The organism is Rhodococcus sp. IEGM 1372 (assembly GCF_030056835.1).
Classification (GTDB): Bacteria; Actinomycetota; Actinomycetes; order Mycobacteriales; family Mycobacteriaceae; genus Rhodococcoides.
The window spans coordinates 1-15,006 of sequence record NZ_JASHKS010000063.1 but is presented as its reverse complement, the minus strand read 5'-3'; the positions used below and the strand labels follow the sequence as shown (position 1 = coordinate 15,006).

Genomic DNA, 15,006 nt, shown 5'->3' with positions numbered 1-15,006 from the left:
CCGCTGACGCGACGACCGTTGCCACGATCGGGACCGACGTCGGTATCGCGGGCTCTTGAACTGCCGCCGGCACCAGCATTGCTCCCGCTGACCCGACGACCAGTGCCACGATCGGGACCGGCCTCGGTATCGCGGGCTCGTGAACTGTCGCCGGCACCGCACCCGACGTAGTGACCGCCGTCAGCGCCCGCAACGGGACCCGCGTCGACATCACCGGTCCGCAAACTGTCGTCGGCACCAGCATTGCTCCCGACGTCGCGACCGCCGCCGGCACCACGATCGCGACGCGTGTCGGCACCACCGGTCCGTGAGTGGCCGCCGGAACCGTCTGTCGTCGAACCCGTTGCTGCGCTGTTCGATTGCGTGTGTCCGCGGTCGGCGAGCAGGTCCCGCAGCGGAACGATCAAGTGCACCGATGCCCGCGACCCGCCCGCCGATCCGCGGCCACCCCCGCTCAGGTGCCGGTCGAGGATCCGATCGAGGGCGTCCGCCCGCCGCTTCGACGGACCACGTAGATCGCGTTCACCACCCGGGCCGGGCTGCGGCGCGGTCAACGCCGACAACGCGGTGAGCAGCTTCTCGGCCAGGAGCCGGTCGACGTTGCCACCCATCTGGAAGCGGCCACTGGCAAGCGGGTGAACATCGAAACGGTTCAACTCCGGGTTCTCCGACACCGGCACCGGCGGCGGCCCAGCAGGTTCGGGCCCAGCAGGTTCGGGCTCATCCGAGCCAGCTGCGTCACCCGCGCCACCTGGATCAGCTCGGCTCGCCCGGTCCCGCTCCTGTTCCCGCTCCTGTTTCCGCTCCTGTTCTTGTCGTTGCTTCTCGGCCTGCTCGTGGCGGGCTCTGGCGTCCTCGGCCGCGGAATGCGCCAGTGCCTGCGCGCGGGAGGCGACCTGCCCGGCGGTGCTGCGTATGGCGGTTTCGAGCAGTTCGGCGACGACAGCGTCGCGGCGTTGTTCGTCGAGGGTGGGGTCGGCGACCACCACGGTGGCGTAGCCGTCGGCGATCGCCGAGGCGTGCGCGGCGTGGATGTCACCACCTGCGAGGGCGTTCAGCACGCTGGGCCGGTCGGTGAGCCACTGCCCCAGCTCCATCTGACGGGCGGCGGACCCGTCGGTGATGCGCACCGATCGCGCGTACCACCGGGTGACCGACGAGTAGCCGAGCTTCATGGCCAGACCGCGCCGGTCCATCTCCGCCAGCAGCGTCAATCGCGTTGCAGCGAGCTCGTTTTCGAGGGAGGACACGCCAGCGAGCTCGGAGACCAAATCCTGGTCGCCGAGCCCGAACACATCCCCCCATGTCTTCACCCCACGAAAGCTATACCCACCCACCGACAAGCTTTGTCACGGAGCGACGGTGCGGTACCTGAGCATCATCTCATGGTCCTCGTGATCGAGCATGTGGCAGTGCCACATGTACCCCTGCAGTTCGCCGCCGCCACCCATGTCGTGTCCGCCGTGCTCGCCGCCGTGGTGCGCGGCCGGCCCGGCGAAGGTGGCGTCGGGGTCGAAGCCGAGCTCGTCGGCCGTCGGGAATCGAACGAGGATCTGCGTGACGGTGCCCGGGTAGGTGTTGACGGTGTCCTTCCACCCGGCTTCCCACGCCGCAGGCGGCACCGACGGACCGGTGAGGAACTTCTCCACCGGCGGAGCCCATCTGGTACCGAATGTTGGCCTGGGGAAATCACGTTGGTAAGCGGCGAGGTCGATGGGGATGCGTCCCAGCGTCCGGAAGTGCGCCAAGTGCAGGTGAATCGGGTGCGGCTCCACCGTCGTGTTGACGATGTTCCACATCTCCACGGTCCCCTGCTTGGGCATCTCGATGTCCGGGTCCGAGTACCTCAGGTTGTTCAGGTTCATCAGAGTCATGTCCAGGTTGAGCCCGCCGGACGGCTGGTTGACGGTGACCGTTCGCGTGAATGTCGCGGTCGGCAACGGCGGCAACACATCCGGCTGTCCCTTGCCGCCGCGCAGCAACGTCGGCATACCGCCCCGGAACCCGGCCGCGGACGCGACGCGAAACTGGCAGAACATCGGCATCGGGACGGCTCCGAGGGACGCGGCCTGCGCCGGCGGCGGCTCGTCGTTGAGTAGTTCGACGAGAGCACCTGCCTCGACGGCACCGAAGTCGACGAGGATGTCGGCGCGCTCGGCCGGGGCGAGTCGGATGCTGGTGGCTTCCACAGGAGCGTCGAGCAATCCCCCGTCGTTCCCGATGACCCAGAAGCGAAGCCTGTTGGTGAAGAACAGGTTCCACACGCTGTACGACCCGGCGTTGACGACGCGCAGTCGGTACATTCCCCGGGCGACTTCCATCGTCGGCCAGATCTTGCCGTTGACGACGCCCACGTCTCCGGTGCCGCCGCCTTCCCATTTACCCTGCGGCACGGTGATATTGGAACGGATGCTCATGCTGCCGTCGGGGTTCATGATCTTTTCCTGCAGCACCAACGGCAGCTCGAACTCACCCGACGGCAGCCCCAGCGCATTGTCGGACGTACCGGTGTCCCAACGGTCTCGCACGAGGTTCATGCCGAGCAGGCCCGCGTAGACGTTGATGCGCGTCATCGACATCGCGTGATCGTGGTACCAGAGTCCCGCGGCGTCGTTGAGCCCCGAGAAGTTGTGCGTCATCGACTCCCCCGGGCGCACCAGCATCTCGGAGTGACCGTCGCTCGCCGGTTCGGTGACGGCCCCGTGCAGGTGCAGCGCCGTCGGTGTCATCGTGCGGTCCATCTCGCTCATGCCGTGCAGCGAGGTGTCGATGTCGGCGGCGAGCGGGTTGCCCGCGGTGGTGTTGGAGTACTTGAGCGTCCAGGGCTGGCCGGTCTGCGACTCGATGGTGGGTCCGAGGTAGTCGCACTGGCCATACCCGAAGGTGGGCGCGGGTCGCAGATCGGCGTGGAACACATGAGTGGAGCTGTGCGCGTCCAACGTCACCTCGGTACCGCTGATCAGCGGCAACCTGGGCAGCTCGTCCCGGAACGGCGTGAGGGGCGGTGAGTGGAACAGCAGGGGGCTCTGGCCACGAAGGAAGTCGTCGGCCATCGCGCGGCGCGTCGTCGACGCCACCGGGAGTGCAGCGGCACCAGCGGCTACTGCGGCGACGGCGAGCCCACGAAGGGCGGTTCGCCTGGACACAGATCCGCTCACCGAGCCTCCTCTCTCCTTGTTGTGATTGGGGCCATACTATGTGCCCGTCGGCTCCCGCCGTCACCCCACACTCGGATCGTCCGGCACGTTCCTGCCGGTGGAGGGATCTATCTGTCATGGCAACGATAACTTTCGAGCGCACCACCAGGCTGTTTCCGGGCTCCGACGCCCCCGCGGTGGACGAACTCGACCTGCACATCGAGGACGGTGAATTCCTCGTTCTGGTCGGCCCGTCGGGTTGCGGAAAGTCGACGTCGCTGCGGATGCTCGCGGGGCTCGAAGAGGTCAATTCCGGTCGCATCCTCATCGGCGGCAAGGACGTCACCCACTCCGAACCCAAGGATCGCGACATCGCGATGGTGTTCCAGAACTACGCGCTGTATCCGCACATGACCGTCGCGGAGAACATGGGCTTCGCTCTCAAGCTGGCGAAGGCGAACAAGGACGACATTCGCACTCGCGTCGAGGAGGCCGCGAAGCTACTCGACCTCGAGCCGTATCTCGATCGCAAGCCCAAGGCGCTCTCCGGCGGGCAGCGTCAGCGAGTTGCCATGGGCCGCGCCATCGTTCGCCAACCCCAGGTGTTCCTGATGGACGAGCCCCTGAGCAATCTCGACGCCAAGCTGCGGGTGCAGACGCGCACCCAGATCGCGCAGTTGCAGCGTCGGCTCGGGACGACCACCGTCTACGTCACCCACGATCAGGTAGAGGCCATGACGATGGGTGATCGCGTTGCCGTCCTGAAAGGTGGTGTGCTGCAGCAGTGCGCCACTCCGCGCGAGCTGTACCGGAAGCCGGTCAATGCGTTCGTGGCCGGGTTCATGGGCTCACCGTCGATGAATCTGTTCCGTGTCCCGGTCACCGACGGCGGCGTTCGACTGGCCGATCAGGTGATTCCCGTGCCGCGCCAGACTCTCGGCTCGGCCACCGAGGTGATGTTCGGTATCAGGCCCGAGCACATCGAGATCGCGAGCAGCGGAATCGCATTGGAGATCGACGTCGTCGAGGAACTCGGCTCCGAGGCGTTCGTGTTCGGCCGAGCGGACATCAACGGCCGCACCGAGACCATCGTCGCCCGGGCCGATTGGCGCAGCCCACCCGAGAAGGGAGACCGCGTCCACGTCCGTATCGACGACGCGCACGCGCACATCTTCGACGCCTCCGCCGAGGGTCACCGCCTGAACTGACCGTCGTGCGCGTTGTGCGTACCCCTGGGGACGCACAACGCGCACGGCCTCAGACCAGCAGCTCGGCGATCTGAATCGTGTTGAGCGCGGCACCCTTACGCAGGTTGTCGCCCGAGACGAACAGGGCCAGTCCGCGGCCCTCGGGAACACCCGGATCCTGGCGGATTCGGCCGACGAGGGAATCGTCCGCGCCTGCGGCCTGCAACGGCGTCGGCACGTCGACCAGCGAGACGCCCGGGGCGGAGGCGAGCAGCTCACAAGCGCGTTCCACCGAGAGCGGGTTGGCGAACTCGGCGTTGATCGACAGCGAATGTCCGGTGAACACGGGCACGCGGACGCAGGTGCCGCTGACCAGCAGGTCGGGCAGGCCGAGGATCTTGCGCGATTCGTTGCGCAGTTTCTGGTCCTCGTCGGTTTCGCCGGATCCGTCGTCCACCAACGCACCGGCCAGCGGCAGGACGTTGAAGGCGATGGGCGCGACGTACTTGTTCGGGGCCGGGAAATCCACCGACGAACCGTCGTGCACCAGCTTTTCGACGTCGCCGATGACGGCGCGAGCCTGGGTGGCGAGTTCTTCCACACCGGCGAGTCCGCTGCCGGACACGGCCTGGTAGCTCGAGACGATCAGGCGCTGCAGGCCTGCTTCGTCGTGCAGCACCTTGAGCACCGGCATTGCGGCCATGGTGGTGCAGTTGGGGTTGGCGATGATGCCGCGGGGCGGGTTCTTCGCATCCTCGGGGTTGACCTCGCTGACCACCAGCGGCACGTCCGAGTCCTTGCGGAACGCCGACGAGTTGTCGATGACGGTGGCGCCTGCCGCGGCGAAGCGCGGTGCCTGCTCACGCGAGAGCGTGGCACCCGCGGAGAACAGTGCGATGTCGATTCCGGCGAGGTCTGCGGTGGAGGCGTCCTCGACGACGATCTCCTCGCCGCGGAACGGCAGCTTCTTGCCCGCCGAGCGCGCGGAGGCGAAGAAGCGAACGGTGTCGGCGGGGAAGTTACGCTCCTCCAACAGGGTTCGCATGACGGCACCGACCTGGCCGGTGGCTCCTACGACTGCAACTGTGGTCATCGTCTATCGTCCTGTTCCTGCGTGTACGACGGCTTCTTCGTCGCCGCCCAGATCGAAGGCGGCGTGCAGCGCGCGCACTGCTTCGTCGAGCTGAGTGTCACTGCACAGCACCGAGATACGGATCTCCGAGGTGCTGATCAGGTCGATGTTGATGCCGGCGTCTGCGAGGGCCTCACAGAACGTCGCGGTGACGCCGGGGTGGCTCTTCATACCTGCACCGACGAGGGAGACCTTGCCGATGTGGTCGTCGTAGAGCACCTGAGCGAAGCCGATCTCGGCCTGGAGCTTGGTGAGCTTCTCCACTGCCGTCGGGCCGTCGGCCTTGGGGCAGGTGAAGGTGATGTCGGTCTTGCCGGTGTCGATCTTGGACACGTTCTGCAACACCATGTCGATGTTGATCTCGGAATCTGCCACGGCGCGAAACACTTTGGCGGCGTAGCCGGGGGTGTCGGGCAGACCGACGACGGTGACCTTCGCCTCGCTGCGATCGTGTGCGACGCCGGTGAGAATTGCTTCTTCCACTGGAATGTCCTCCATAGATCCGGAGACGATCGTTCCGGGTTTCGTGGTGTACGACGAGCGCACGTGAACGGGAACGTTGTAGCGACGGGCATATTCGACGCAGCGCAGCATCAGCACCTTTGCGCCGCAGGCCGCCATTTCGAGCATTTCCTCGAACGAGACGGTCTCGAGGTGACGGGCGTTGGGCACGATGCGCGGGTCGGCGGTGAAGATGCCGTCGACGTCGGTGTAGATCTCGCAGACGTCCGCGTTCAGTGCTGCGGCCAGCGCGACGGCGGTCGTGTCCGATCCACCGCGACCGAGCGTCGTGACGTCCTTGCTGTCCTGGCTGACGCCCTGGAAGCCGGCGACGAGAACGATCGAGCCCTCGTCGAGTGCGCTGCGCACGCGGCCGGGGGTGACGTCGATGATCTTGGCGTTGCCGTGCACGCTGGTGGTGACGACGCCTGCCTGCGAGCCGGTGAACGATCGAGCCTCGGCACCGAGCGAGTGGATGGCCATCGCGACCAGAGCATTGGAGATGCGTTCGCCCGAGGTGAGCAGCATGTCCATCTCGCGGGCCGGCGGGGCCGGGCACACCTGCTGGGCCAGGTCGAGCAGTTCGTCGGTGGTATCGCCCATGGCCGACACGACCACGACGACGTCGTGGCCGGCCTTCTTGGTCTCGACGATTCGTTCAGCGACGCGTCGGATACGTTCGGCGGTCCCCACCGACGATCCACCGTACTTCTGGACGATGAGAGCCACGCGTGTTTACCTCCGCTGGATAGCCGACGATCACGAGAATGTCGGGGAAATGTTCCGGGGTCACCTTACCGATCCGGCACCCCGAGCAGTGGGCCGGGTAGCTCCGAGCTGGGACTTTAGGGCGGTTCGCCTGCGGATACACCTGACCTAACATGTTCGGGTGACCCTTCCCGAGCACCGACCACCCCCACCCCCGCGAGGTCTGCGGGTGCTCTTCGGGCTCCCTGCCGTCGGCCGCCGCTGGCCGGGTGGACTGCGCTCGGCTCTGGCATTCGGCATCCCCGCGATCGCGGCGTGGGTTCTCGGGTTCCACACCGAGGCCCTGCTGGTGGTCTCGGGCAGTTTCGCCGTCATCTACGGCGAGGGGCGTCCCTATCGTTCGCGTTGGTGGGTCGTCCTGACCGCGGGCGGCGCACTGGTGGCATCGGTGTGGCTCGGGGCGACGGCCGGGCAGGTGGCGCTCGATCTCGGGAGCACCGGTTGGGCGCAGATGATCCCGGTGACCCTGCTCTCGCTCCTCGCTCTCGTGGCGGTCTACGTCATCGCTGCGCTGCGACTGGGACCGCCGGGTGCGTTCTTCTTCGTGCTGGTGTGCGCGGTGTCGTCGTACATCCCCGGGGCCGGCATCGGCGCCGTTCACGGAGCGGTCTGCGCGGCGATCGGCGTCGCGTCGGCGCTACTGGTGTCGATGTCCGGGGTGCTGTGGGATCCGCGAGGACCCGAGCGCGAGGCCGTCGGAGCAGCGGTGGGCGCGATCGAGAAATACACGAGCTCGCCGACGCCTTCTGCCGCCGATCGTCACGTCGCGGCCGCGCGTCTGCACGCTGCCTGGGCCGCCGTGTACGACGCAGGTGCCGCACGGTTGTCGTCGAGGCCGGTGCTGGTGCAGAGGCTGTTCGACGCCCATCGGGCGTTTGCGGCCACTACCTCTCGAACCATGGATGCGGACCAGGCAGTCGACTCGGTGCCGGAGCAGCTGCCGCTCGCGAGGCCGAGCATCGCCTACCGGTTGCGGCGCTCGCTGCACCGGGATTCACACGCATCGTCCACGGCGATCAGGGTCTTCTGCGCGGCGGCAGCGGCAGGCGGGATCAGCGTCGTGCTGGATCTGAGCCGACCGGACTGGGCGATCCTCGGTGCCGTCCTGGTGCTGCAACAAGGTCCCGACCGGGTGCACGGCACGTATCGGGGCCTGCAGCGGCTCGGCGGAACCCTCGCGGGGGTGGCCCTGTTCTCCGCCATCTTCCTCTCGCCGCTGACCGGTCTGGCCGTCATCGTGGTGTTGATGGTGTTGCAGTTCGCGATCGAGGTGTCGGTGGCGCGCAACTACGGGTTGGCCGTCACGTTCATCACGCCGCTCGCCCTGCTGATGGGGACACTGACGCATCCGGGAGCTGTTCTGGAGGACATCGTCGTGGACCGGATCGTGGAAACCACGGTGGGTGTCGCTCTGGCCTTCGCTGCGCTGTGGCTGCTGCTTCCCGGGGCGTTCAGGCGCGCATTGCAGTGGTCCGACGGCCGAGTCCTGACGCTCAGCGCGGATCTGCTGACGGTGTTGCGCACCGAGGACGTGGCCGGATCGAGCGCTCTCACCGCCCGGCGCGACGTCCAGTTCGAGCTGGTCGGGTCCGCGTTGGCCGGTGCCGAGGCCGCACACAACGATCGGCGGTGGGCTCATCGGGTGTGGTCGCAGCATGCCGAGGTCGATCGCCTCGGGTACGAACTCCTCGCGCACTGCTGGACGATCACCGACGTCGGACGAATGAACGACATCGGGCACTGGCAGCGCAGAGTCGATGCAGCAACTGCAGAATTCCACTCGTCAACCCTGGGGTAGGCGGTCGGCGCGCGGTAGTACACTCAGCCCATGCTGCGAGCTCTCCTTCTTAACAGCCGCGACGGGGTCTGAGACCAGACTGGCTTCCCGTCGCGGGGTTCGTTGCGCCGGTCGAACACATTGCTCTGATCTGTACGGAGAGACGAAGACCATGTCACCAGCCGACGCATTCACCTCGGGAACTCGCACCATCACCCCGCCCTCGCGGCCCGCACCAAGCGACCAGCCCGCCTGGAACACCCAGAAGAACTCCTCGATGCCGACCTACCGTTACCGGCCGTTCGCCGAGGAGGTCGAGCACGTCACCCTTCCCGACCGCACGTGGCCGGACAAGATCATCGACCGCACCCCGCAGTGGTGCGCCGTCGATCTGCGCGACGGCAACCAGGCGCTGATCGATCCGATGAGCCCGGCCCGCAAGCGCCGCATGTTCGACCTGCTGGTTCGCATGGGATACAAGCAGATCGAGGTCGGCTTCCCGTCGGCCAGCCAGACCGACTTCGACTTCGTCCGCGAGATCATCGAGGACGGCGCGATCCCCGACGACGTCACCATCCAGGTGCTGACGCAGTGCCGTCCCGAGCTGATCGAGCGCACCTTCGTCGCGTGCGAAGGTGCCCGCAGCGTCATCGTGCACTTCTACAACTCGACGTCCATCCTGCAGCGCCGAGTGGTGTTCCGGGCCGAGCGTGACGTCATCAAGAAGATCGCCACCGACGGTGCCCGAAAAGTCCTCGAAGAAGCAGCCAAGTTCCCCGATACCGACTGGCGCTACGAGTACTCCCCCGAGTCCTACACCGGCACCGAACTGTCCTACGCCAAAGAGGTGTGCGACGCGGTCACCGCGATCATCGATCCCACGCCGGCCAAGCCGCTGATCCTGAATCTGCCTGCGACCGTCGAGATGGCGACGCCCAATGTCTACGCCGACTCGATCGAGTGGATGAGCCGCAACCTCGATCGCCGCGACAGCATCGTGCTGTCACTGCATCCGCACAACGACCGCGGAACCGGTGTTGCCGCAGCAGAACTCGGCTACCAGGCCGGCGCGGACCGCATCGAGGGCTGCCTGTTCGGCAACGGCGAGCGCACCGGCAACGTCTGCCTGGTCACGCTCGGGCTGAACCTGTTCACCCGCGGTGTCGATCCGCAGATCGACTTCTCCAACATCGACGAGGTCCGTCGAACCGTGGAGTACTGCAACCAACTTCCCGTCGCCGAGCGTCACCCCTACGGCGGCGACCTGGTCTACACCGCCTTCTCCGGCAGCCACCAGGACGCCATCAACAAGGGCCTGGACGCGATGAAAGTCACTGCAGACGAACAGGGTTCGGACATCGGAGACGTCACCTGGCAGGTCCCGTATCTGCCCGTCGATCCGAAGGACGTCGGTCGCACCTACGAGGCCGTCATTCGCGTCAACTCGCAGTCCGGCAAGGGCGGCGTCGCGTACATCATGAAGTCCGATCACGGACTGAACCTGCCACGTCGCCTGCAGATCGAGTTCTCCCAGGCCGTCCAGCGCATCACCGACGGTGAGGGCGGCGAGGTCTCGCCCAAGGAGATGTGGGACGTCTTCGCCGAGGAGTACCTGACCCCGATCCGCCCCCTCGAGCGCATCAAGCAGTCGGTCATCGCGGCCGAGCACGACGGTGGCACCGACACGATCACCGCGACGGTCAAGGTCGACGGCGTGGAGCAGGAGATCTCCGGATCCGGCAACGGCCCCCTCGCCTCGTTCGTCGACGCACTGTCCACCATCGGATACGACGTCAGCGTCCTCGACTACTCCGAGCACGCCATGTCCGCCGGCGACGACGCCCAGGCTGCGGCCTACGTCGAGGCCTCGGTCACCTCACCCGCCGGTGTCGCCACCACCGTCTGGGGCGTCGGCATCGCGACCTCGATCACCACCGCATCACTGCGCGCCGTGGTCTCGGCCGTGAACCGTGCACTGAAGTAGATTTCTCGGTTCGACGCGAAGCCGCCCATTCATCACGAATGGGCGGCTTTTCGCTGCTGATCCACGGCCGGATGCTACGCCCCGTGCGACAATGATTTCGCTGTCGGGGCACACAAGGAATGGAAGTTCGCCATGGATTCTTTCTGGGATTTTCTCTGGCTTCTCATCGTCGGTTTCGCATTCGTGGCTTACCTCATGGTGATGCTGTCGATCATCGGAGACCTCTTCCGAAACCACAAAGCATCCGGGCTCGTGAAAGCCGCGTGGGTGCTCTTCCTCATCATCGCGCCGTTCTTCACCGCGCTGATCTACCTCATCGTGAACGGCGGCAACATGGCCGAGCGTCAGGTTGCCGCCCTGCAGCACGCCAAGGACCAGCAGGAGAACTACATCAAAGAGGTGGCCGGGCGGTCCGCATCGGAGGAGATCGCACACGCAAAGACGTTGCTGGACAACGGAACCATCGATCAGGACGAGTTCAGGACGCTGAAGGCCAAAGCTCTGTCCTGAGGTCCGCCTCCGCCCGGAACGCGTCGAGCACGGCAGCGATCGCAGGTAGGCGTCGAGCGTCGGGCCTGGTCGCGAGTTCGTAGATGCGCCCGGCCCGAACGCCGGACAGTTCTCGACGCACCAGACCGGGATGCACCACGGCGTACCGCGGCATCAGTGCCACGCCGTGACCGGCCGCCACCAACACCTCAGTGACGCGAAAATCGTTCACCCGCTGGACCACCCGGGGCTCGACGCCGGTGGCAGCGGCGACGGAGAGCAGCACGTCGTCGACCGGGAATCCGCCGCGAACACTGATCCATCGTTCGTCGACCAGATCCCTGAGGTCTATCGATTCGTGTTGCGCCAAACCATGACCGGGCGGGAGCACCAGATCGATCGGCTCACGCATCAGTGTCGTCACTTCGATGCGCGGGCCTGCGGTCGACGGGGCCCGCTCGTCGCGGTGGGTGAGCACCACGTCGTAGTCGGCCAACAGTTCCGGCACCGAGGATGCAGGCAGGTCCTCGTCGCGTGCCTCGATGTCGACGTCCGAGTTCGCCAACCGCGTCAGCACCCCGGGCAGGAGCAGAGCAGCACCGGACGGGAACAGCGCGACTCGCACGCGTCCCCGCGGGGACGCACGGTACCGATCCATCTCGGCTGTAGCGCGGGCGACCGCAGCGAGCACCTCGTCGGTGCGCAGCACCAGAGCGCGTCCCGCATCGGTCAGTCGGAGCCGGCGACCGTCCGGTTCGAGGAGAGTCACACCCGCTTCCCTGGCCAGCAGCTTGAGTTGCTGGGATACCGCCGAGGGGGTCATCGACATCGCGTCGGCCACCGCTGCGACAGTTCCACGGTCGGCGAGTTCCGCGAGGATCCGCAGTCGCTCCACGTTCATGCAGTAAATCTTAACTGTTGATGCGGATATATTCGATTGTGCTGATCATTTGTAGCGGACACGATGGACGCCATGACCACTCGCGACCGCCTCCTCGGATTGACCGTCGCCGTGTTGTGGGGACTGAACTTCCTGGCCATCCGAGTCGGACTCGATCATTTTCCGCCGTTCTTCTTCGGCGCGTTGCGCTTCCTGGTGATCGCCATCCCGGTCGTCCTGTTCGCCCCCAGGCCGAAAGTGCAGCTGAAGTGGTTGCTGCTCTACGGCTTCGGGTTCGGATTTCTGCAGTTCGCCTTCCTGTTCGCGGCGATGGCAGCAGGCATGCCCACCGGATTGGCGTCACTCGTGCTGCAGTCGTCCGCCCCGTTCACCGTTGTTCTCGGCGCTGTTCTGCTGCGCGAACACGTCTCTCGCAGACAGGCGATCGGCATCGCGGTCGCCGTCCTCGGCATGGTCCTGATCGGATGGGACCGCGCTCAGAACGCCTCCCTGCTTCCGGTGATCCTCACCCTCCTCGCCGGCCTCGGCTGGGCGTTCGGCAATCTGGGAAACCGACTCGCCAAGTCCGATTCGCCGATGACGCTGATGCTGTGGATGACCGTCGTTCCGCCGCTGCCGATGCTGGCGCTGTCCGCGATCTTCGAGGGCCCGAGCACCGGCTGGCATGCGCTGACGGAGTCGTTCGGTCCGCAAGGCTGGCCAGGGTTGGTCGCGTTGGCCTACATCGTGATTCCCGCCACCATCATCGGCAGCGGTCTCTGGAGCATCCTGATGAGCCGCAACCCCGCCGGACTGGTCGCGCCGTTCTCACTGCTGGTTCCCGTTGTCGGAATCGCCGGTGCCTGGATTTTCCTGGGCGAGAACCCGTCCGTGCTCGCACTGATCGGTGGAGTAGTCGTGATCGGCGGATGCCTCGGCGGCATGGCCGTGCGACGGTCGGTCGAGGTTCGGGAGAAAGCACCGGTGTGAGAGGCGGGAGTGGAGCCTGCGGAACGACCCGGGGGTAGCGGGAGTGGAGCCTGCGGAATGACCGAGGGGTAGAAGCCGCCGACGTGAAACTGCACGCTCTTCTGTGCCAGACTCGGCGGATGGTTGAAGTGGGTGAGCGCAGACGTATCGGTGCACGTGGCCGTGTGGCACTGCGCGCGGCGGAGCTGGCGACCTGGGCGTCTCGCAAGGCGGGTCGGGGCAAGGGCTCGATGATCGGCGGACTCGTCGCCCTGAAGATCGATCCGAACATCCTCGGCGGGCTCGGTCGCGGACGACGCACCGTCATCGTCACCGGCACCAACGGCAAGTCCACCACCACGCGTATGACGGCCGCTGCCCTGGCCACCCTGGGCGATGTCGCCACCCAGGCCGACGGCGCGAACATGGATGCCGGCATCGTCGCGGCCCTGCACGCTCACTTCGATGCCGAACTGGCTGCTCTCGAGGTCGACGAACTGCACGTCCCCCATGTCTCCGACGAGGTGGAACCGGCGGCCATCGTGTTGCTCAACCTCAGTCGCGATCAGCTCGACCGCGTGGGCGAGATCAACATGATCGAACGCATACTGCGCGCCGGACTGGCCCGGCATCCCGAGACCGTCGTCATCGCCAACTGCGACGACGTCCTCGTCACCTCGGCAGCATTCGACGCACCGAACGTCGTCTGGGTCGCGGCCGGCGGCGGATGGGCCGGCGATTCGGTCAGCTGCCCGCGCACGGGCGAACCCATCCTGTGGGAGGGCGAGCACTGGTACAGCACCGGCAGCGACTTCAAGCGCCCGACGCCGGACTGGTGGCTCGACGAGGAGAATCTCTACGGGCCCGACGGACTCGTCCTGCCGATGACGTTGTCGCTGCCAGGAAAAGCCAACCGCGGCAACGCAGCTCAGGCCGTAGCCGCCGCAGTGACCCTCGGCGCGAGCGCGGAAGATGCCGTCGCCGCCGCGTCGAGCGTCGACGAAGTAGCCGGACGCTACTCCACCATCCAGTACGGATCTCATTCCGTCAGAATGCTTCTCGCGAAAAACCCTGCCGGCTGGCAGGAGGCGCTGTCGATGATCGACCCCACCTGCGACGGCCTCGTCATCGCCGTCAACGGGCAGGTACCCGACGGCGAAGACCTGTCGTGGTTGTGGGACGTCCGCTTCGAGCATTTCGAGAACGTCGCCGTCGTCGCCGCGGGTGAGCGCGCGACCGACCTCGGAGTTCGCCTGCTGTACGCGGGCTCGCAGCACACGACCATCGCAGATCCGTTGCAGGCCATCGCGTCCTGTCCGCCGGGGCGCGTCGAAGTGCTTGCCAATTACACTGCGTTCCGCGACCTCGGGCGCGCGCTGGCACGTGAGGTGAAGAATGTCTGAGTCCACCGTCCGCATCGGTCTGGTCCTGCCCGATGTGATGGGCACCTACGGCGACAACGGCAACGCGCTCATTCTGCGGCAGCGGCTTCGGATGCGAGACATCGACGCCGAGGTTGTGCAGATCACCCTCAGCGACCCGGTTCCCGATTCACTGGACGTGTACACCCTTGGCGGAGCCGAGGATTCGGCTCAGCGCCTGGCGACGCGTCACCTCACCCGATACCCCGGACTGCAGAACGCCGCTGCCCGCGGAGCGCCCGTGCTCGCCATCTGCGCCGCGATCCAGGTCCTCGGCCACTGGTACGAAACCTCTGCCGGCGAACGCGTCGACGGCATCTCGCTCTTCGACGTCACCACCGCACCGCAGGCGACGCGTTCGATCGGTGAAGTCGTCACCGAACCCGCGCTCGACGGACTCACTCAGAAGCTCACCGGTTTCGAGAACCACCGCGGCGGAACGACTCTCGGCCTGGATGCGTCCCCGTTGGCCAAGGTCACCCACGGTGTCGGCAACGGTGTCGGCGACGGACGCGAAGGCGTCGTGCAGGGTTCTGTGATCGGCACGTACATGCACGGCCCGGTACTCGCCCGGAACCCGGAATTGGCGGACTATCTGCTGGAGCGGGCATTGGGCACCACTCTCGCTCCGCTCGAGCTTGCCGAGGTCACGCAGTTACGTAAAGAGCGACTGCGCCGCACGTGAACGAAAACTCGTAGCCCACTACGGGCGGATTCGAGCGGTGGTCGCAACGGGCCTGATCATTAGGGATGTTTGCGAT

12 protein-coding genes are annotated in these 15,006 nt (G+C 66.3%); 7 read left to right on the top strand and 5 right to left on the bottom strand.

Features of this window, described 5'->3' with window-relative positions:
• Together QM590_RS25035 and QM590_RS25030 are read right to left on the bottom strand one after the other, a co-directional pair.
• The coding region (locus QM590_RS25035; protein ID WP_269596780.1) for a DUF222 domain-containing protein at window positions 1-1,313 on the bottom strand (1,313 nt) is incomplete at its 3' end.
• Between the two features lie 36 nt (window positions 1,314-1,349).
• Window positions 1,350-3,158 (bottom strand): multicopper oxidase family protein, encoded by a 1,809-nt coding sequence (locus QM590_RS25030; protein ID WP_269596779.1) that lies wholly within the window; start codon window positions 3,156-3,158, stop codon window positions 1,350-1,352.
• A gap of 116 nt (window positions 3,159-3,274) precedes the next feature.
• On the opposite strand from QM590_RS25030, the gene QM590_RS25025 reads away from it, so the two are divergent.
• On the top strand, window positions 3,275-4,345 hold the full coding sequence (locus QM590_RS25025) for an ABC transporter ATP-binding protein (RefSeq protein WP_094670568.1): 1,071 nt from the start codon (window positions 3,275-3,277) through the stop codon (window positions 4,343-4,345).
• Window positions 4,346-4,394: 49 nt separating this feature from the next.
• On the opposite strand, the gene QM590_RS25020 is transcribed toward QM590_RS25025, so the two are convergent.
• Both QM590_RS25020 and QM590_RS25015 read right to left on the bottom strand, forming a co-directional pair.
• Window positions 4,395-5,417 (bottom strand): aspartate-semialdehyde dehydrogenase, encoded by a 1,023-nt coding sequence (locus QM590_RS25020; protein ID WP_269596778.1) that lies wholly within the window; start codon window positions 5,415-5,417, stop codon window positions 4,395-4,397.
• A 3-nt stretch (window positions 5,418-5,420) separates the two neighbouring features.
• Complete coding sequence (locus QM590_RS25015; protein ID WP_269596777.1) at window positions 5,421-6,686, bottom strand: aspartate kinase; 1,266 nt, start codon at window positions 6,684-6,686, stop codon at window positions 5,421-5,423.
• Window positions 6,687-6,846: 160 nt separating this feature from the next.
• On the opposite strand from QM590_RS25015, the gene QM590_RS25010 reads away from it, so the two are divergent.
• The 3 genes from QM590_RS25010 (at window position 6,847) to QM590_RS25000 (ending at window position 10,996) form a co-directional block, all read left to right on the top strand.
• Window positions 6,847-8,523, top strand: a complete 1,677-nt coding sequence (locus tag QM590_RS25010; protein WP_269596776.1) for an FUSC family protein — start codon at window positions 6,847-6,849, stop codon at window positions 8,521-8,523.
• 151 nt (window positions 8,524-8,674) lie between these two features.
• Entirely contained in the window at window positions 8,675-10,486 is a 1,812-nt protein-coding gene (leuA, locus tag QM590_RS25005; protein WP_068053950.1) for a 2-isopropylmalate synthase, read from the top strand.
• Window positions 10,487-10,618: 132 nt separating this feature from the next.
• Window positions 10,619-10,996, top strand: a complete 378-nt coding sequence (locus QM590_RS25000; protein ID WP_094638721.1) for an SHOCT domain-containing protein — start codon at window positions 10,619-10,621, stop codon at window positions 10,994-10,996.
• Here the strand turns inward: QM590_RS25000 and QM590_RS24995 are convergent.
• Entirely contained in the window at window positions 10,965-11,876 is a 912-nt protein-coding gene (locus tag QM590_RS24995; protein ID WP_269596775.1) for a LysR family transcriptional regulator, read from the bottom strand. The two genes, QM590_RS25000 and QM590_RS24995, sit on opposite strands and share 32 nt — an antisense overlap.
• Window positions 11,877-11,948: 72 nt before the next feature.
• On the opposite strand from QM590_RS24995, the gene QM590_RS24990 reads away from it, so the two are divergent.
• From QM590_RS24990 to QM590_RS24980, 3 genes are all read left to right on the top strand, one after another.
• Window positions 11,949-12,845 (top strand): EamA family transporter, encoded by an 897-nt coding sequence (locus QM590_RS24990; protein ID WP_269596774.1) that lies wholly within the window; start codon window positions 11,949-11,951, stop codon window positions 12,843-12,845.
• Window positions 12,846-12,964: 119 nt separating this feature from the next.
• Window positions 12,965-14,227, top strand: a complete 1,263-nt coding sequence (locus tag QM590_RS24985) for a Mur ligase family protein (RefSeq protein WP_269596773.1) — start codon at window positions 12,965-12,967, stop codon at window positions 14,225-14,227.
• A complete protein-coding gene (locus QM590_RS24980) occupies window positions 14,220-14,930 on the top strand; it encodes a type 1 glutamine amidotransferase (RefSeq protein ID WP_269596772.1) in 711 nt (236 codons plus the stop codon). Before QM590_RS24985 ends, QM590_RS24980 begins: the two co-directional genes overlap by 8 nt.
• The last annotated feature ends 76 nt before the right edge of the window (window positions 14,931-15,006 follow it).

What these genes read in the sequence shown, in the direction of transcription:
- QM590_RS25025 (WP_094670568.1), top strand. Translation starts at nt 3,275, where the DNA reads ATGGCAACGATAACTTTCGAGCGCACCACCAGGCTGTTTCCGGGCTCC.
- QM590_RS25020 (WP_269596778.1), bottom strand. Translation starts at nt 5,417, where the DNA reads ATGACCACAGTTGCAGTCGTAGGAGCCACCGGCCAGGTCGGTGCCGTC.
- leuA (WP_068053950.1), top strand. Translation starts at nt 8,675, where the DNA reads ATGTCACCAGCCGACGCATTCACCTCGGGAACTCGCACCATCACCCCG.
- QM590_RS25000 (WP_094638721.1), top strand. Translation starts at nt 10,619, where the DNA reads ATGGATTCTTTCTGGGATTTTCTCTGGCTTCTCATCGTCGGTTTCGCA.
- QM590_RS24995 (WP_269596775.1), bottom strand. Translation starts at nt 11,876, where the DNA reads ATGAACGTGGAGCGACTGCGGATCCTCGCGGAACTCGCCGACCGTGGA.
- QM590_RS24990 (WP_269596774.1), top strand. Translation starts at nt 11,949, where the DNA reads ATGACCACTCGCGACCGCCTCCTCGGATTGACCGTCGCCGTGTTGTGG.
- QM590_RS24985 (WP_269596773.1), top strand. Translation starts at nt 12,965, where the DNA reads ATGGTTGAAGTGGGTGAGCGCAGACGTATCGGTGCACGTGGCCGTGTG.
- QM590_RS24980 (WP_269596772.1), top strand. Translation starts at nt 14,220, where the DNA reads ATGTCTGAGTCCACCGTCCGCATCGGTCTGGTCCTGCCCGATGTGATG.